Origin of the sequence: Methylobacillus methanolivorans (assembly GCF_044751345.1) — a bacterium.
Lineage (GTDB): Bacteria > Pseudomonadota > Gammaproteobacteria > Burkholderiales > Methylophilaceae > Methylobacillus > Methylobacillus methanolivorans.
Window position 1 is genome coordinate 1,574,469 of record NZ_JBIWXY010000001.1, and the last position, 16,921, is coordinate 1,591,389.

The window sequence follows — 16,921 nt, forward strand, 5'->3', positions numbered from 1 at the left end:
CTTATTCCAGTTCCTTGCGCTTACGCTCATTGTTCACATGGAAAGCACCCTCAATAATGATGGTTTCACCTTCTTCCAGGCCAGATACCACAGCCGCCATCTCGTTGTACTCATTGCCCAGCTCCACCTCTCGCAGGCGGAATTTATTTGGTGCAATCTCGACATAGACATAGTCCTTGTCATTCTCGCGCACCACGGCACGCCTCGGCACAGCCAGCTGTGCCGTCGGCTTGGATTGCACCAGCATGGAAACAAGCATGTCTGGCTTAATGGCCTCATCCTTGTTTTCCAGGTCGGTACGCACCGTCACGGTACGGGTTAGCGGATTCACCACATCACCAACAAAAATCAGCTTGCCGGTAAATTTACGGTTGCTCAGCGCAGGAATCTCGATCTCGACATCCTCACCCTCCTGCACCAATTCCACTTGTTGCTCTGGCACCTCGGCCACGGCCCATACACGCGAGAGGTCTGCCACGATGAACAATTCCTCTGCAGGCTGCACCACCTGGCCCAAGTTGACCTTACGGCTAATCACCGTGCCAGAGAGGCGCGCATCCACATTGCTGTAAGAGCGTAACTGGCCAGAACTGGCGATTTGCGCAATCGACTTCTCCGACATACCCAACACCTGCAACTGCTCCTTGGCAGTATACAAATCGGCCTTGGCAGCGCTCAACTCGGCCTCACGGCGTTGCAATTCAGCTGCACCGATCACATCAGCTTCCAGCAGTTGGCGTGCACGCTCCACCGCTTTAGTCTGCAACGCGATTTGTTGTGATGCCTTGATATACAACAGCTGGTTCTGGGCAAGCTCGGTGCTGTTCAATGTCGCCAGCACCTCACCCTGCTTGACGTCTTGCCCCAGGATGACATTGATATCAGTAATACGCCCGGTCACGGAAGCGCCAATACGCGCCACACGCTGATCATCCACCTGAATGCTGCCAGGCACGCGCAACACCTCGCGAATATCAGCCTTACCAGCAGGTGCCAGCTTGACCTGGCTTTGTAACAAGGCAGAAAGCTCGACCACATTAGGATCCTGAGGCTCGCTCACGGCTTCATCCGGCGTATCGGCAGGCTTACAGGCAGCAAGCATCATCGCTAGCACCAGCAGGCTACCTTTAGTCAGGATGGAGTGGGATTTCATCAATAAATTGGGGAACATTACGGCTTAACCTCCAGAAGTTCTGTACCGAGCAGGCGCTCTATTTCCAGCATGCTGCTGACATAATCGAATTTTGCGGCAAGGTAATCCTTGCGTACGACGCGGAAAGTGCGCTGGGCATCCATATATTCCAGAATGCCGCGTTCGCCGTAACGATAGGCGGCTTCTGCCACCTTGAGCACTGACTCAGCCTGGCTCAACAAGCCATTCTCGAATGCTGCCAATTGCTGCTGCGCAATCAGGTAACGCTGGTAGGCCGCTTCCATATCGCGGCGCAAACCAAGTTCGCGATCATGCAGGCTAGCCTGGGATTGACGCACATCAGCAGAGGCTGCGGCAATTGGCCCTTGGCGCCTATCCCATAATGGCAGTGGAATCGCCACACCAAATCGCATCTGCCTCAAGTCGGGGTCTTCCTCGACGCTAGCCTTGAGGGTCAGGCCAGGATTGCGTAAGCGCTCTTCCAGCTTGAGCTTGGCCTCTGCCGTTTCAGTCTCAGCACGTAGTTGCGAGAGTTGCGGGCTTTGCACCACTTGATCGCGCAGCTTGTCCAGCGATGGCAAGCCATAGCCCATGGGCAATTCGCCCTCCACGTCGTAATCCAAAGGAATGCTGGAACCCAGCAATCCCCGCAGATAAGCCTTGCCCTCACTAATGCGCACCAAGGCTGCCTGGTAGTCCCGCTCTGCTGCCAGGGCCTCGGTATCAGCCTTGATCAGCTCATACCTGGGCGCCTCACCCACCTCCACGCGCAGCTTGACCCGCTCGCGAATCTGCTGCAACAAGTTGCGGTCGCCCTCAACCAGCCTGAGTACGGCTTTGCGCTGCAATACATCATAAAAAGCATTCTTGACGCGGGAACGTAACTCGATACGGATCAATTCCGTACCAGCATCAGCCACCTTGGTGCCAGACTCCGCAGCAGCAATCCTGGCATCACGCACCCATGGGTAATCCAGTGGCTGTGACAAGCCGACGTTCCAGTTGCGGTTGTCTCCTTGTCCGCCAGGTGTCAAGTAACGGCTAGGGCCCATGACCGCTTCCACCTGGGGGTTACTATACGTCGAAGCCGTGGTAACGGCCGCCTGGGCCGCATCTCGGCGTGCAGCAGCAATACCCAACGCAGGGTTATATTGCATAGCCGTATCTATCATCTCTGGTAGCGTATAAGCTGCCGATGCTGGCGCCATATACCCACATACCAGCAGTACGGACATGCGCACAAAAAAAGTACGCAGGCCAACTTGCTGGATCAGCGATGCACCATGGCGGCGCATGCGTGTATCTAGATTTATTTTCATGTCACTCTTGAACCGATTGATCAACTTTTTCTGCAATACGGCACAGCCTGTGGCGAACCTATGCAGAGCGTACTAGGTTGCCCGAGGGCAGACCTCTGATACTTTTGGTTACCGGGATTTGATTCCGCCTTACGGCAGTTCTTTAGCAAACCCTGGGCCAATTGATACGTCAGGGATAATTACGCGATGATCTCACCTGAAAACACAGACTATTCCCAATAGGGATAAGCGAGCATCAAGGCGGACTTCACGCGTGATTAGGCAATCGGAGGGCGGGTGGTAAGGAAGATGTCGGGCTGGCGATAAGTCACCGCCAGAATGGCAAGCTTAAGATCGAAAATAAAAGAAGGGCGCACCAAAGGCATGTGCATGACGAGGATAGGCTCGCTGAGCTCGCGGTCATTATCCATTTCCATCTGCTGCACATGGCTGAACATGGGATCGTCATATTCCATTGCGTAGGACTGCTCGGCTTGCTGGGCAAACAAACACAGGCACACAATGACGCTGAGTAACGCAAATAAGCGTTTTGCAAAAGACATGGAGCGATTATAGACCAGAACCGCTACTGCTGAGAACCGGCTTACCTCATCCTCACTTAGCTACGACGCCAGCTTGTGCCTTGCGCAGTGTCTTCAAGAATAATGCCCTGGGCAGTCAATGCATCGCGAATACGGTCCGCTTCGGCGAAGTTCTTGCCTCGACGCGCCGCCAAGCGCTCCTCTATCAAGCGCTCAATATCTTCCGCGGCCAAGCCTGCCCCAGCATCCCCCTTGAGGAACTCATCAGGGTCACGCTGCAGCAAGCCCAATTGCCCGGCAAGCACCTTGAGCAACCCTGCCTGAGCCAATGAGCCGGTACGGTTAGCCTCGTTCGCAAGTTCAAACAGCACAGCAAAAGCTTCTGGCGTATTGAAATCATCGTCCAGTGCCAGCTTGAAGCGGGCAGCATCAGGCTGCTGCCAGTCGATATCCACTTGAGGAACTTCACGCCCGCGCAAGGCGTTATATAACCTGGTCAACGCCTGCTTGGCATCATTCAAGTGATGGTCGGAATAATTCAGCGGACTGCGGTAGTGCGCACGCAGGATGAAAAAGCGCACCACTTCTGCATCGTACTTGTCGAGCACCTCGCGAATCGTGAAAAAGTTGCCAAGCGACTTTGACATCTTCTCGTCATCTACGCGGATAAAACCATTGTGCATCCAGTAATTGACGAAGGTACACCCATGGGCGCCTTCGCTTTGGGCAATCTCGTTTTCATGATGGGGGAACTGCAAATCCTGCCCACCGCCATGGATGTCAAAATGCTGGCCCAAGTGGCGCTCGCCCATCGCCGAACATTCGATATGCCAGCCGGGGCGACCTGGGCCCCACGGCGAATCCCAGCTGGGTTCACCTGGCTTGGCAGCTTTCCACAACACAAAGTCCATGGGGTCACGCTTGTGTACGTCAACCTCTACACGCTCCCCTGCCCGCAAATCCTCGAGTGACTTGCCGGACAGTTGCCCGTAATTGGCAAAACTGGAGACCGCATAATAGACATCACCGTTATCCGCAACATAGGCATGTTGACGCTCAATCAAGGTATTGATCATGGTGATCATCTCATGGATATAGTCCGTTGCCCGTGGCTCCTGGTCCGGGCGCCAGACACCCAGTCGCGCGGCATCCTCATTCATCGCATCAATGAAACGACTGGTGAGGGCCGTGATGGTCTCGCCATTCTCATTCGCACGCGCAATGATCTTATCGTCAATATCCGTGATGTTGCGCACATAGGTTACGTCATAGCCAGAACTACGTAACCAGCGATTCACCATATCAAACACCACCATTACGCGCGCATGCCCCAGGTGACAGTAGTCATAGACAGTCATGCCACAGACATACATGCTGACCTTGCCCGCCACAATCGGGGAAAAAGTCTGTTTCGCACGCGCAAGGGTATTGTAGATTTTCAGCATGGTCTAAATTGCGAGGTAGGCGTTGGTGGAGGGTTCGTTATACAAAAAATTGGAGTGAGCATCATACCTGTTGCGCCAGCAGTAGTGCTGACATGCGCTTATTGATAGAATTGCGCTCATAAATAATCGCTGGAAAGTATAACATATGCCTGTTTCACGCGCGCTGAGCCATAGCCTGTTGCTAGCCGCTCTCCTGCTCTCGCTCAATGGATGGGCATCCACGGAGCTGGATGAAATCAATCAGTTGGCAGAGCAAGGCAAAACCGCGCAAGCACTGCAGCGCCTGAATGGCTACCTGGGCAAGCAACCCACGGATGCCAAAGCCTTATTCCTCAAGGGCGTGCTCCTTGCAGAAAGTGACAAGCAAGAAGAAGCAATCAAGGTATTTACCGAATTAACAGAAAAATACCCGCAGCTCCCCGCACCCTACAACAACCTCGCCGTACTTTATGCCTACCAAGGCAATTACGAAAAGGCCAAGGCCGCTCTCGAATCTGCCATTCGCACTCATCCGAGCTATGCCACCGCCCATGAAAACCTGGGCGACATTTATGCCCGCATGGCATCCGAGTCATATAGCCGCGCATTGCAGCTGGACACCAATAATAGTCGAGCAAAAAGCAAGCTTGCCCTAATTAAGGACTTGCTCCCCCCACCAGGTGACACAACGACCAAACAGGCCGTCAAAGAAGCGCCAAAACCCACCCTGGCAATCAGCCCGGCACCGGTCAAAGCAGAGCCTAAACCCCAGCCTCCTGCACCTACAAAGCCTGTAGAAACCAAACCTGCTCCCGAGCCAACACCAACCCCCACGCCTGCAAGTGCGAAACCTGCAGCCCCTGTCGTAGCCACCGCTCCAGCAACCGTCCCTGAGCAAAAAAAAGCTGATCCGACACAAGCCATTCGCAATGCCGTAGAATCTTGGGCAAAAGCTTGGTCTAACCAGAATGTGGATCAATATCTCGCCAGTTACGCAAAGGATTTCAAGACGCCTAACGGCGAGAGCCGCTCAAACTGGGAGGCGACACGCAAAGCGCGTATCAGCAAACCTGCACGTATTGAGGTTAAGTTGAGCAATCTCCGCGTCACGCTCGACAATGAGCACTCGGCGCGCGCAGTGTTCCAGCAATCCTACCAAGCCGATCATTTATCCCAACGCACTGGTAAACAATTGGTATTGGTTCAACAACAAGGTAAATGGCTAATCCAACAGGAACTGACCAACCGATAATCCCACAGCCATGATCAAGCGCTTTATAAAACTCGTTGCCACCGCACTGCTCATCTCCAGCAGTCTGTTACCTTGGAATGCCACAGCCGATAGATCCGGCTCGCCCACCAGCAATGTCCTGCCTGGATTTAGCAGTAACCAGGCCGAAAACCTATTGGTACAAAGCCTGCTCGAAATCAATGAAGGCCAGTTACGTGAAGCCCTGAGTACGATAGACCAACTGCTGCAAGCGGTGCCTAATTTCCGCTTAGCTCACTTGGTGCGCGGTGATTTACTCATGGCTTTTGCGCAGCAGTCGACCAAGTTTGGCGATTATCAAAACGCCGCGGTCTCAGATTTCCAGGAAGAAGCCAAGGTGCGTATTGAGCGCCACTTATCGGCCGCACAGGATGGCAAGATTCCCGACGTACTCTGGCGTATGTCACCAGAGCAACGTTATGCCATTGTTGTAGACACAACAAAGTCACGGCTTTACGTTTACCAGAACCGTGACCACAGCCCCCAGCATGTCGTTGACTACTACATCACCATGGGCAAGAACGGCAGCGAAAAATTTGTGGAAGGCGACAAGCGCACACCGTTGGGCGTCTATATCGCAGGGAAAAAGCTGGATCGCAAGCTGCCTGACTTTTATGGGGAAGCCGCCTATCCCTTGAATTACCCCAACCCACTGGACAAGCAACAGGGCAAGAAAGGCCATGGCATCTGGCTACATGGCACACCCAAGGATGTCTACAGCCGCCCACCAAAGGCCAGTGATGGCTGCGTGGTCGTGACCAATCCCGACCTCAAGGCGCTCACCCCGGTATTGCAACAAGGCACAACGCCCGTCATCATCAGCAATAGCCTGCAATGGATTTCGCCCGGCGAAGCCAAGCACCGCCAGCAAGCATTAGACCAGGCAGTGGAGCAATGGCGCCACGATTGGGAAACACAGAACACGGAACGCTATCTCTCCCACTATGCCAAGGATTTTTTCAGTGAGAATGGCAATCTGGAGAACTGGAGCCAGAACAAGCGCCGCATCCAGGCGACCAAGGCAAAAGTGCAGATCAGCCTATCCAACATCAGCATGTTCCGTTATCCTAATGGCCCAGCATCCATGGTCCAAGTAAGCTTCGATCAGGATTACAAGAGCGACGCAATCGCCAACCGCATGAAAAAGCAGCAGTACTGGGTGTGGGACAATCAACGCTGGAAAATCATGTATGAGGGTCCCGCATGATGCAGACTTTTGACATTGGAGGACAGCTAATGCGCGCAACCAAACGTGCTTTATTCACCCCATTTCTATATCTTTACCTGCTGTGCGCAAGCCTGACCGCGCTTGCGGCTGATAATGCGCCACAGCAACTGGAAATTCAGACCAACCAAGGTAGTTTCGTCATTGAGCTTTATCCCGACAAGGCACCTAAAACCGTCGCCAATTTTATCCAGTACGTCACCAGCGATTTTTATACTGGCACGACCTTCCACCGCACTGTTGATCGCTTCATGGTTCAAGGTGGCGGCCTGACGACGGATATGCGCGAGAAGTCGACATACTCCCCTATCGAGAATGAATCCAGCAATGGCTTGAAGAACGAATATGGTGCCGTCGCCATGGCACGCGCATTCAGCCCGCATTCAGCCACTTCGCAGTTTTTCATCAACCTGGCCGACAATAAATTCCTCAACTTCCATAAACCAGAAGCTGCCTATATCGGTTATTGCGTATTCGGTAAGGTCATCAAGGGTATCGACGTAGTGGAACGCATCGGCAAGAGCCCAACCAAGGTAGTAGGCGCTCACCTCAACGTTCCGGTAGAACCCGTGGTGATTGAACGCGTTGCCTTGCTCGACCAACCTATCAATATCGCTGAGCGCATTGACTACAAGAAGGTCAAGACCATCGCGCAGACAGAAGCTCCAACCAAAACCAAAGGAAAGAAACCTTGATTAAGCTACATACCAATTTCGGTGAAATCACCCTGGAACTCGATGAAGAAAAAGCACCGATCACTGCTGCCAATTTCATTGAATATGTAAAAGATGGCTTTTACGACAACACCATCTTCCATCGCGTCATTGATGGATTCATGATTCAGGGCGGTGGCTTTACAGCAGACATGCAGCAAAAGCCAACCAATGCCGCGATCAAGAACGAGGCAAACAACGGCCTGCAGAACAAGACGTACACCATTGCCATGGCACGTACACCTGCCCCCGACTCTGCCAGCAGCCAATTCTTCATCAACGTATCAGACAATGATTTCCTCAACTTCACTGCGCCCACTTCCCAAGGCTGGGGCTATGCGGTATTTGGCAAGGTTGTGGCTGGTACAGAAGTGATCGACCAAATCAAGAAGGTCAAGACTGGCAGCAAGAATGGTCATCAGGACGTGCCTCTTGAGCCTGTGATCATCGAACGCGCTGAAATCGTTTAAAGCAGCAAACAGCATGGGATCAGCAGGCCAGAAACCAGCGGCATTCAGCCTGTTTATTTCTGACCTGCACCTGTGCTCCTCCAGACCCGCCATCACAGCCCAATTCCTTGGGTTCCTGCAAAACCAGGCTATTCATGCCGAGGCTTTGTACATCCTGGGAGATTTTTTTGAATATTGGGCAGGTGATGATGACCTTGCACAACATCAACCCATCATCCAAGCACTGCGCACGCTTGCGCATCACGGTACACATGTCTACTTTATGCATGGTAATCGTGACTTCCTGATTGGCGAGTCATTTGCAGAAGCTGCAGGGCTGACATTACTCGCGGACCCTACCCTGATCACCCTCTACGGCAAACGTGCCTTACTGAGCCATGGCGATGCGCTCTGTACCGACGATGTCGCCTACCAAGCATTCCGCCAGCAAGTGCGTACACCCGCCTGGCAGCAAACCTTCTTGCAACAACCGCTGAGTACACGCAAGGCGCAGATCGAAGCGCTGCGCCAACGCAGCGAACAGGAGAAATCCGGCAAGCAGGAGAGCATCATGGATGTCAATGACCAGGCAGTGGCCAGCTTGTTACGCGAGCATGACTACCCTGAACTATTGATCCACGGGCATACCCACCGCCCTGCTCGACATCCGCTGGAAGTCGATGGGCACAAGATAGATCGCTGGGTATTGGGAGATTGGTATGACCAGGGCAGTTGCCTGGTGGCAGACCGGCAAGGTATCCGCAACCAGCCGTTGGATTGAATGTCGATCAATCAGGCAAGTCCAGCTTTATAAGCGATAGCCGGGGATCGCGGCTTCATCCACCTCATCAATCTGCTCGGGCTGCAAATATTGCCGGGCATATTGCAGGTAAACTTTCTCGCGAATAAAAATATCAAACAAGTCTGGGTCGATATGTTGATCCAGCTTCATTTCACCCAAGATATGCAAGGACTCTGACAAGGTCTTGGCCTTTTTATAAGGGCGATCACCCGAAGTCAATGCCTCGAAAATATCAGCAATACACATCAGGCGTGCCGGTATGGAAAGCTGCTCCTTGGTCAGGCCACGCGGGTAACCACGGCCATCCAATCGCTCATGATGCCCGCCCGCATACTCAGGCACCCGTTGCAATCCCGGTGGGTAAGGCAAGGATTCCAGCATGTCTATCGTCACCACGATATGCTGGTTCACGACTTGGCGCTCTTCTGGCGTCAATGTGCCAGAGACAATCGTCAAATTGTAGACTTCATCCTCAGTCAGGAAGTTAACTCGATTACCCTGCGCATCCTCCAACGGATATTGAGCAATCTGCCGCACGCGATCTTGATCCTCAGTGGGCATGGACTCACAGCCCTCATTCACTTTGCGCAAGAATATCAAGTCATCATCAAGCTGCTGAACCCAGCCAGCATACTCTTGCGCCACGGCTTCCAGCATTTGCTCTTGCTTCTCCCGTATCGCCTGTACTTGCTGTTGTAGAAAACGGCATTCGGCCTGTTTTTTCAGCAAGGAAAATCTCTGCTCAATCACGCCAATCCGGTCAACAATCGCGGATAGCTTGGTCGGCTTATCCATTAAGGCTTCTGGCGTCGCAATCTTGCCACAATCATGCAGCCAGGCAGCAATGCGCAGCTCATCCAGCTGATTGCCACTCATTTGAAAGTTCTTAAGCGGGCCAGAGGAGGAGCGATTAACCGCGGCAGCCAGCATCATGGCAAGCTCTGGCACACGCCGACAATGACCACCGGTGTAAGGTGACTTGGCATCAATCGCACCAGCAATCAGGCGAATAAACGCCTCGAATAAGCCTCTCAACCCTTCAATCAATTGCCGGTTAGTCAGCGCAATTGCTGCTTGTGAAGCTAATGACTCCACCAGCTGCTGGCTGGAAGCAGAGAAAGAAACAATGTCGCCAGTCTGCTCATCCTGGGCATTGATCAATTGCAATACCCCGATGATATCCCCATCATGGTTCTTCATCGGCACGGTCAGGAATGAGCACGACCGATAGCCTGTGGTCTGATCAAACTGCCGTGTGCCAGAAAAGTCAAAACCTTCCGCCGCGTAGGCATCATCAATATTCACCGTGCAATCGTTAAGCACTGCATAAGCTGCGACCATATGCTGATTGGGCTGACCATCGTCTAGATAAAGAGGCAAGGGCGGGAAGGGAATGTGCTTGCCAGTGGTGCCCCCCATGGCAATGCCCAGTGAGCTGGTGCGCACGATCTCGAATTGCAAGGTCTTGTCGGGAGTAACGGTATAGAGGGTGCCAGCATCGGCATTAGTCAGCCGCTTGGCGCTCATGACGATCATTTCGAGCAAGCGTTGGTGATCATGCTCGGCAGAGAGGGCAATGCCTATGGCATTCAGGTCTTCCAGTTGTTTGATCAATGCATTGCGCGCAGTCATCACTCCTCCGCCAAGACCAAAAATGATGCTAGCTACTCCAGTGAAAATAACATGCTGACGCCAGCCAACTCAATAATATCGCCATTTTCCAACTGTTGTGCCTGCAATCCAACCGCATGTCCATTCAGCACCGGGCGACCATCACCCTCAACATGAGAAAGAAAATAACCATGGGGCCGCTTGGTGATGACAGCCACCTGCACCCCGCTACGACCCAGCGTTGTCAGGGTTTTCTTGATGACCATTTCACGTCCACCATCCAACAACTTCACCTTGGCCTGGAGCGCTGCCAATGGGGTAGCCACAGAACCCACCGCCTGAGAGGCTACTACTGACTGATGGGCAGATTCCGGAGCCCCTACTTGCTTCGCAGCAGCTTCCGCCATGATTTCCTGGACGAGCGGCATCACCAGCATCGTCTTTTCAAAACCACGCTCTACCGCCAAATCCTCCTCGCGATATTCAATCTGATGACGGCCTAAACCTATCCTGTCACCATCCTGCAACTGATGCCTGGTAATCGACTGTCCATTCACCAAAGTGCCATTGGTACTATCATTATCCTCAATATAGAACACGCCACCCTGCTGCACTACAGCAGCATGCTCTCCACTGATCGCAAGGTTCTCCAGCCTGATATCACAATTCGGCCGCCGCCCTATGGTCAAGCGCGACTTATCCAATGGAAACTCTGCCAGAAAATCCCCCTCCAGCATAAGTACCAGTTTTGCCATGACGAAACTCCCTTATAGCCTGATCGACCACCACAGTTGTTTATTACCAGTGAGACTCGGTCAACTGACTTTAATTTGCTTATATGATTGTAAACATCATCCTTACAAAGACAATACAAGATTACAAGTACAACATCACACAATGAAACTTTCCTGCATCAGGCAAAAAAATAGCCAGCTCAAAAGCTGGCTATTTGGTTTTGGGCTAGCGAGAATTTATCTGCGTCCACGCTGGAACTCATCCGGGCGCGCTTCAGCCGCCACCTTGTCCAGCACACCATTGACGTATTTATGCCCATCGGTGCCACCATACAACTTGGCCAGCTCCACCCCTTCGTTGATCGCCACACGATAAGGAATCGTCACATCATGAATCAACTCATAGGCAGAAATACAGAGAATGGCATGCTCAATCGGGCTAAGTTCGGAGAGCTGGCGGTCCAGCAAACCCACCAGACGTGCATCAAGCTCATTGATATTTTCCGCAACACCTTCAAGTAGTTGACGGAAATACTCGTAATCGGCCCGGTCAAAATCCGGGTCATCCGCCAACTCACGGATGATGACAGACACATCCTTCTGGTTCATCAGGCCCAGATAGATACCCTTGAGCACCAACTCGCGCGATTTACGGCGGCTACGTCCTTGCTTCGGTGGTGCCTTTTTTGCCTCTACAGGCTTGTTGTCGCTGTCACTCATAGTTGCTTGAGCAGATTGATCATTTCAACGACCACATCGGCTGCCTCGGCACCCTTGATCGCCATACGGGCTTCTGCCTGCTCGTCGTTTTCAGTCGTCAAGATAGCATTGGCAACCGGGATACCAGTGCTCAACTGCACATCGGAAATACCGCGCGCAGACTCGTTGGACACCACTTCAAAATGGTAAGTCTCACCACGGATAATGGCACCCAGCGCGATCAGGCCGTCAAATTGTTCGCTATCAGCCATCTGCAATAAAATCGCAGGGGTTTCCAGGGCGCCAGGCACAGTTGCCAAGGTAATGTCATCATCAGCCACGCCCAGCTTCTGCAACTGGTCAACACAAGCCTTGAGCAAGCCATCACCGATATTGCTGTTGAACCGTGACAGCACGATGCCGATGCGCAAATCCTTGCCATTCAAATCTACTGCGATTTTTTTCATGATTTCGTCCGAACTAGGCGCAACCACGTGCGCCATTGAAATGAACCAGCCAAGTTGCTGGCGAATCTCGCTATTTTACCACGATAGGGGAATCAGACAGCAGTTCGGCATGGCGAAAACAATCAACGACATGGTCATTGACCATGCCAACAGCCTGCATGAAGGCATAACAGATGGTAGAGCCAACAAACTTGAATCCATGCTTAAGCAAAGTCTTGGACATTTGATCAGATAAGGCTGTTTTTGCCGGCACCTCTGCCAGGCTCAAACGGTGGTTGATCTGCGGCGTCCCTTGCACAAATTGCCAGAGAAAAGCATCCAGGCTGCCATATTTCGCCTGCACCTCCAATGTGGCGCGGGCGTTGCCTATCGCCGCCTGCACCTTGAGGCGATTGCGGATGATGCCGGGGTCTGCGAGCAAGGCCTCAACCTTGCTCGCATCATAAGCGGCTATCTTCGCAATATCGAATTGATCAAACACTTCGCGGTAATGCGCACGCTTCTTCAATACGGTGCTCCAGCTCAAGCCTGCTTGTGCACCTTCCAGAATCAGGAACTCAAAAAGCTGCCTGTCATCATGCACAGGCACGCCCCACTCCGTGTCATGATAAATCACATCCAATTCACCCTTGGCCCAGCCACACCGGCAGCGTTCAGTCACGACATTCCTATCATTCAACAATCAATGGAACAAGATAACTGCTTTCTGCAATGTGTTCCAGATGCCATATGTAATGGGGATGCCAACCGCAATCCACACAACTGCTGTCAGTACAGTACTGCTCTTATGCACCGCCACTTGGCTGATTTTTTTCGCTTGTTCGTGGGATACCTTTTTCTCTGCCGCAAGCTGCTCCGCCGTCATGTAGTGTTTCTCTGCTACTGGGCGCACCAGCAAGTTGCATATCAGGCCAAGCAGCAATAGCCCGGCTAGCACATACATGATCATGTTATAGGCATGATCAGGCGCAACACCTCGATCAAGCTGATAGTCACGCAAATAATTCACGATCACAGGGCCTAACACACCCGCCGTTGCCCAGGCTGTCAACAGACGTCCATGGATTGCCCCTACGTGCTGGGTTCCAAAGATATCCGCAAGATAAGCAGGAATGGTAGAAAAACCACCGCCGTACATGGTGAGAATCACGCAGAACAAGCCCGCAAACAAGGCCACGCTGCCCATGTTGCCTGCCCAAGGCGACAGCACATACAGCACGAACCCCAGAGCAAAGAAAATAATATAAGTACGTTTACGCCCAAGGAAATCGGAGCAAGAAGCCCAGCCAATCCGCCCCAAAATATTGAAGAATGACAATAGGCCAGCAAACCCTGCACCGATAGCCGCCACCTGCAGCTTCTGATCGCCACTCAATTCAGCCAACTTCTGTGGCACATCAATCAACAGGCCGCCAAACACTTCTTGCAGCATCGGCGAAGCCATGCCAATCACACCAATCCCAGCACTGACATTCAAGCATAATACCCACCACAGTAACCAGAACTGTGGCGTCTTGTGTGCTTGGTTCACATGCACGTGATGTGGCGTAATCATCGCCTTGCCCTTGTTTGCAGGGGGCGTCCAGCCCTCTGGCTTCCAATCATGGGCAGGCACACGATAACCCAGCGAACCTATCATCATCGCCACGAAATACAGCCCCCCCATGGTGGCAAAGGTTTCCCACACACCCACCGACGTCTCGGTAGCAAAGTAGTTCATCAAGGTATTCGCCAATGGCGCACCAATCATCGCGCCGCCGCCAAAACCCATGATGGCCATGCCGGTGGCCATCCCGCGCCGATCCGGGAACCACTTTATTAGCGTAGAGACAGGAGAAATATATCCCAACCCCAGCCCAATGCCGCCAATCACGCCCGAGCCTAGCCACATCATCCATAACTGGTGCGTGTATACGCCAATCGCGGAAATCAGCAGCCCACCACCCCAGCATACGGCGGCCACAGCTCCCGCCTTGCGCGGGCCAGCATGCTCTAGCCAATGACCAAACACCGCCGCAGATGACCCCAGAAAAACAAAAAACAAGGTGTACATCCATCCCAGGTCGCTGATTTTCCAATCGCAACTTGTCGTGATTGCCCGCATCCAGAAGCTGACATCCTCGCCACAAGCTAATGGCTCGGAGATACCCAACGCCTTGGACAAAGGCAGCCAGAACACGCTAAACCCATACGCCATGCCAATGGAAAGATGCACAGCCAGCGCCGCTGGCGGCACCAGCCAACGGTTATACCCCGGCCCTGCGGTGATACGTTCCTTGGAAAAAAAGCCAGCCATGCACACTCCCGAGTTTTATCTGAATTTTTAGAATGAATACAAAATAACAAAGTGAAACATTTTGTTACAAATCATTATACAAGTCGAATAAAACCGCAATCCTAGATGTACTTTAATCACGTTCATCAATCTGTCATATTAGCGTCATATATTGCTCGTCATTCAAACAGTGAGGAAACCCCGATGCCAGCGAATATTCTGGTAGTAGAAGACGAACCAGCCATTCAGGAACTACTTGCGCTCAACTTGACGCAAGCAGGCCACAACCCTGTCCGCGCCTTGAGCGTAGAACAGGCCCAGATGCTGATCCGCGAAACCCTGCCAGACCTGATATTGCTCGACTGGATGTTGCCCGGCATGAGCGGCATTGAATTTGCGCGCAAACTCAAGGGCGACGAACTCACCAAGTCGATCCCCATCATCATGCTGACTGCACGCGGTGAAGAAGCCGACAAAGTACGCGGCCTGGAAGTAGGCGCGGATGATTACGTCACCAAGCCATTCAGCCCTCGTGAGCTGAATGCCCGCATCAAGGCAGTGTTGCGTCGCCGCGCACCACAAATGACAGATGACCCGCTCGAAGTGGGTGGCTTACGCCTTGACCCCATGACACATCGAGTTTCCGGCAATGGAAAAACATTGGAGCTGGGGCCAACCGAGTTCCGTTTGTTGCACTATTTAATGTCCAATCCGGAGCGCGTGCACTCCCGTACCCAAGTGCTGGATCGGGTCTGGGGTGACCGGGTATTTGTGGAGGATAGAACCGTGGATGTGCATATTCGCCGCCTGCGCCGTGCCTTGTCAGAGTCCGGCCATGAAGAATTCATCCAAACTGTACGTGGTGTTGGCTATCGTTTCTCGGCGCAGTAGCTCATAATAGCAACCGTCTTAAGACAAGAAGCATTTCGTGCAAGATATTCGCTGGAAAGCCTTGTGGCTGGGATTAGCCACAGTATTCATCTGCCTGGTCACCTGGGTGGCAACCGATGCCATCACAGCCCTGCTGACATTCAGCGCCATGGTGTTGCTGTATCTCATCAGCCATCTGTACTGGCTACATCAACTATTGAAATGGTTCAGGAAACCTGAGCTCAATACCATGCCAGTCGGCAGTGGTATCTGGGAAGATGTGTTTTCTGCCATCTATTATGAAAAACGCCGCAATAATCGCAGCCAGGCGCAAATCAGCTCTGCGTTAGATCGCTTCCGCCATGCTGCCAGCGCATTGCCTGATGGTGTAGTGCTGCTCAATGGTAACGACCTGATCGAGTGGTGCAATCCAACGGCAGAACACCAGCTAGGCCTCTCCATGCGCCAGGATGCCGGACAACCGATTAGCTACCTGGTGCGGCCCATTGATTTCATTCAGTATTTACAAGCACAAAACTATTCTGAGCCGATCAAGCTTAAGTCATGGCGCACTACCGGCGCCACACTGGAAATCCAGCTCGTGCCGTTCGGGGCCAACCAGAAGTTATTGATCTCGCGCGACATCAGCCAGATGGAAAAGCTCGAAACCATGCGCCGCGACTTTATCGCCAATGTGTCACACGAGCTGCGCACGCCATTGACAGTAGTAGGCGGCTTTCTGGAAACATTGACCGACATGGAGGGTGCCGTACCGGAAAGTACGCGAGGCTACTTCGCCATGATGCAAGAGCAAACCGGGCGCATGCGCCGCCTGATTGAGGACTTGCTCACGCTATCGCAACTGGAAAACAGCCCGGAAGCACCTCAGGACAGCGAAATTGACCTCAGCACCTTGCTCAATATGCTGCTGCACGAAGGCATCAGCCTGAGCCAAGGCAAGCACGATATCAGCTTGGCGCCAGTGGAGCCCGGCCTGTTCATCAAGGGAGCAACGGAAGAATTACATAGCGCATTAGGCAACTTGGTCAGCAACGCCGTGCGCTACACGCCTGCTGGTGGCACGATCAAGTTACGCCTATTCCTGCGCGGTACGGATGTCTTGTTCAGCGTACAGGATACGGGTATCGGCATTGAGCAACAGCATATCGACCGCCTCACTGAGCGCTTCTACCGCGTGGATCGTAGCCGTTCACGCGAAACCGGCGGTACCGGCCTTGGGCTTTCCATCGTCAAACATATCCTGACGCGTCACCAAGGGCACCTGGAGATTGAGTCTGAGGCAGGCAAGGGCAGCACCTTTACCGTCGTCTTGCCGCAAAGTCGACTGATCCGCAAGCCTGTGACACAGCCAACTGCAGCAGCCTAGCG

General features: G+C 52.8%; 17 protein-coding genes. 7 read left to right on the forward strand and 10 right to left on the reverse strand.

Annotated features, from left to right (window positions below; all coding sequences use genetic code 11):
• Position 1: 1 nt before the first annotated feature.
• The 4 genes from ACIKP9_RS07370 to cysS form a co-directional block, all read right to left on the reverse strand.
• Positions 2–1,171 carry an efflux RND transporter periplasmic adaptor subunit gene (locus ACIKP9_RS07370; RefSeq protein ID WP_400881082.1) on the reverse strand — a complete coding sequence of 390 codons (1,170 nt, stop codon included), beginning with the start codon at positions 1,169–1,171 and terminating at the stop codon, positions 2–4.
• Entirely contained in the window at positions 1,171–2,472 is a 1,302-nt protein-coding gene (locus ACIKP9_RS07375; protein ID WP_400881084.1) for a TolC family protein, read from the reverse strand. Before ACIKP9_RS07375 ends, ACIKP9_RS07370 begins: the two co-directional genes overlap by 1 nt.
• A gap of 257 nt (positions 2,473–2,729) precedes the next feature.
• Complete coding sequence (locus tag ACIKP9_RS07380; protein WP_230346413.1) at positions 2,730–3,014, reverse strand: hypothetical protein; 285 nt, start codon at positions 3,012–3,014, stop codon at positions 2,730–2,732.
• A gap of 56 nt (positions 3,015–3,070) precedes the next feature.
• Positions 3,071–4,438 (reverse strand): cysteine--tRNA ligase, encoded by a 1,368-nt coding sequence (gene cysS, locus ACIKP9_RS07385; RefSeq protein WP_400881087.1) that lies wholly within the window; start codon positions 4,436–4,438, stop codon positions 3,071–3,073.
• Positions 4,439–4,583: 145 nt separating this feature from the next.
• Here cysS and ACIKP9_RS07390 point away from each other — a divergent pair, with 145 nt between their 5' ends.
• The 5 genes from ACIKP9_RS07390 to ACIKP9_RS07410 are packed head-to-tail and all read left to right on the forward strand — an operon-like array spanning position 4,584 to position 8,855.
• A complete protein-coding gene (locus tag ACIKP9_RS07390) occupies positions 4,584–5,669 on the forward strand; it encodes a nuclear transport factor 2 family protein (protein WP_400881089.1) in 1,086 nt (361 codons plus the stop codon).
• A 10-nt stretch (positions 5,670–5,679) separates the two neighbouring features.
• Entirely contained in the window at positions 5,680–6,894 is a 1,215-nt protein-coding gene (locus ACIKP9_RS07395; protein ID WP_400881091.1) for a L,D-transpeptidase family protein, read from the forward strand.
• Between the two features lie 29 nt (positions 6,895–6,923).
• A complete protein-coding gene (locus tag ACIKP9_RS07400) occupies positions 6,924–7,607 on the forward strand; it encodes a peptidylprolyl isomerase (protein WP_400881093.1) in 684 nt (227 codons plus the stop codon).
• Entirely contained in the window at positions 7,604–8,095 is a 492-nt protein-coding gene (locus tag ACIKP9_RS07405) for a peptidylprolyl isomerase (protein ID WP_400881095.1), read from the forward strand. Before ACIKP9_RS07400 ends, ACIKP9_RS07405 begins: the two co-directional genes overlap by 4 nt.
• A gap of 13 nt (positions 8,096–8,108) precedes the next feature.
• A complete protein-coding gene (locus tag ACIKP9_RS07410; RefSeq protein ID WP_400881097.1) occupies positions 8,109–8,855 on the forward strand; it encodes a UDP-2,3-diacylglucosamine diphosphatase in 747 nt (248 codons plus the stop codon).
• A gap of 27 nt (positions 8,856–8,882) precedes the next feature.
• On the opposite strand, the gene ACIKP9_RS07415 is transcribed toward ACIKP9_RS07410, so the two are convergent.
• The 6 genes from ACIKP9_RS07415 to ACIKP9_RS07440 form a co-directional block, all read right to left on the reverse strand.
• The gene (locus ACIKP9_RS07415) at positions 8,883–10,508 is read right to left on the reverse strand and encodes an HD domain-containing phosphohydrolase (protein WP_400881099.1); all 1,626 of its coding nucleotides are present in this window, start codon (positions 10,506–10,508) and stop codon (positions 8,883–8,885) included.
• A gap of 32 nt (positions 10,509–10,540) precedes the next feature.
• The gene (locus ACIKP9_RS07420; protein WP_400881101.1) at positions 10,541–11,242 is read right to left on the reverse strand and encodes an FHA domain-containing protein; all 702 of its coding nucleotides are present in this window, start codon (positions 11,240–11,242) and stop codon (positions 10,541–10,543) included.
• A 216-nt stretch (positions 11,243–11,458) separates the two neighbouring features.
• Positions 11,459–11,941 carry a transcription antitermination factor NusB gene (gene nusB, locus ACIKP9_RS07425; RefSeq protein ID WP_400881103.1) on the reverse strand — a complete coding sequence of 161 codons (483 nt, stop codon included), beginning with the start codon at positions 11,939–11,941 and terminating at the stop codon, positions 11,459–11,461.
• Positions 11,938–12,387: a 6,7-dimethyl-8-ribityllumazine synthase gene (gene ribH / locus ACIKP9_RS07430; RefSeq protein ID WP_400881105.1), complete on the reverse strand. Its 450-nt coding sequence runs from the start codon at positions 12,385–12,387 to the stop codon at positions 11,938–11,940. The genes nusB and ribH overlap by 4 nt, the downstream gene beginning before the upstream one ends.
• A gap of 70 nt (positions 12,388–12,457) precedes the next feature.
• Positions 12,458–13,048, reverse strand: a complete 591-nt coding sequence (locus tag ACIKP9_RS07435; protein WP_400881107.1) for a DNA-3-methyladenine glycosylase I — start codon at positions 13,046–13,048, stop codon at positions 12,458–12,460.
• A gap of 21 nt (positions 13,049–13,069) precedes the next feature.
• Positions 13,070–14,683, reverse strand: a complete 1,614-nt coding sequence (locus tag ACIKP9_RS07440; protein WP_400881108.1) for an OFA family MFS transporter — start codon at positions 14,681–14,683, stop codon at positions 13,070–13,072.
• A 183-nt stretch (positions 14,684–14,866) separates the two neighbouring features.
• Here ACIKP9_RS07440 and phoB point away from each other — a divergent pair, with 183 nt between their 5' ends.
• Positions 14,867–15,553, forward strand: a complete 687-nt coding sequence (gene phoB, locus ACIKP9_RS07445) for a phosphate regulon transcriptional regulator PhoB (RefSeq protein WP_230346426.1) — start codon at positions 14,867–14,869, stop codon at positions 15,551–15,553.
• Between the two features lie 37 nt (positions 15,554–15,590).
• Positions 15,591–16,919 carry a phosphate regulon sensor histidine kinase PhoR gene (gene phoR, locus ACIKP9_RS07450; protein WP_400881110.1) on the forward strand — a complete coding sequence of 443 codons (1,329 nt, stop codon included), beginning with the start codon at positions 15,591–15,593 and terminating at the stop codon, positions 16,917–16,919.
• The last annotated feature ends 2 nt before the right edge of the window (positions 16,920–16,921 follow it).

What these genes read in the sequence shown, in the direction of transcription:
- ACIKP9_RS07370 (WP_400881082.1), bottom strand. Translation starts at nt 1,171, where the DNA reads ATGTTCCCCAATTTATTGATGAAATCCCACTCCATCCTGACTAAAGGT.
- ACIKP9_RS07375 (WP_400881084.1), bottom strand. Translation starts at nt 2,472, where the DNA reads ATGAAAATAAATCTAGATACACGCATGCGCCGCCATGGTGCATCGCTG.
- ACIKP9_RS07380 (WP_230346413.1), bottom strand. Translation starts at nt 3,014, where the DNA reads ATGTCTTTTGCAAAACGCTTATTTGCGTTACTCAGCGTCATTGTGTGC.
- cysS (WP_400881087.1), bottom strand. Translation starts at nt 4,438, where the DNA reads ATGCTGAAAATCTACAATACCCTTGCGCGTGCGAAACAGACTTTTTCC.
- ACIKP9_RS07390 (WP_400881089.1), top strand. Translation starts at nt 4,584, where the DNA reads ATGCCTGTTTCACGCGCGCTGAGCCATAGCCTGTTGCTAGCCGCTCTC.
- ACIKP9_RS07395 (WP_400881091.1), top strand. Translation starts at nt 5,680, where the DNA reads ATGATCAAGCGCTTTATAAAACTCGTTGCCACCGCACTGCTCATCTCC.
- ACIKP9_RS07400 (WP_400881093.1), top strand. Translation starts at nt 6,924, where the DNA reads ATGCGCGCAACCAAACGTGCTTTATTCACCCCATTTCTATATCTTTAC.
- ACIKP9_RS07410 (WP_400881097.1), top strand. Translation starts at nt 8,109, where the DNA reads ATGGGATCAGCAGGCCAGAAACCAGCGGCATTCAGCCTGTTTATTTCT.
- ACIKP9_RS07415 (WP_400881099.1), bottom strand. Translation starts at nt 10,508, where the DNA reads ATGACTGCGCGCAATGCATTGATCAAACAACTGGAAGACCTGAATGCC.
- ACIKP9_RS07420 (WP_400881101.1), bottom strand. Translation starts at nt 11,242, where the DNA reads ATGGCAAAACTGGTACTTATGCTGGAGGGGGATTTTCTGGCAGAGTTT.
- nusB (WP_400881103.1), bottom strand. Translation starts at nt 11,941, where the DNA reads ATGAGTGACAGCGACAACAAGCCTGTAGAGGCAAAAAAGGCACCACCG.
- ribH (WP_400881105.1), bottom strand. Translation starts at nt 12,387, where the DNA reads ATGAAAAAAATCGCAGTAGATTTGAATGGCAAGGATTTGCGCATCGGC.
- ACIKP9_RS07440 (WP_400881108.1), bottom strand. Translation starts at nt 14,683, where the DNA reads ATGGCTGGCTTTTTTTCCAAGGAACGTATCACCGCAGGGCCGGGGTAT.
- phoB (WP_230346426.1), top strand. Translation starts at nt 14,867, where the DNA reads ATGCCAGCGAATATTCTGGTAGTAGAAGACGAACCAGCCATTCAGGAA.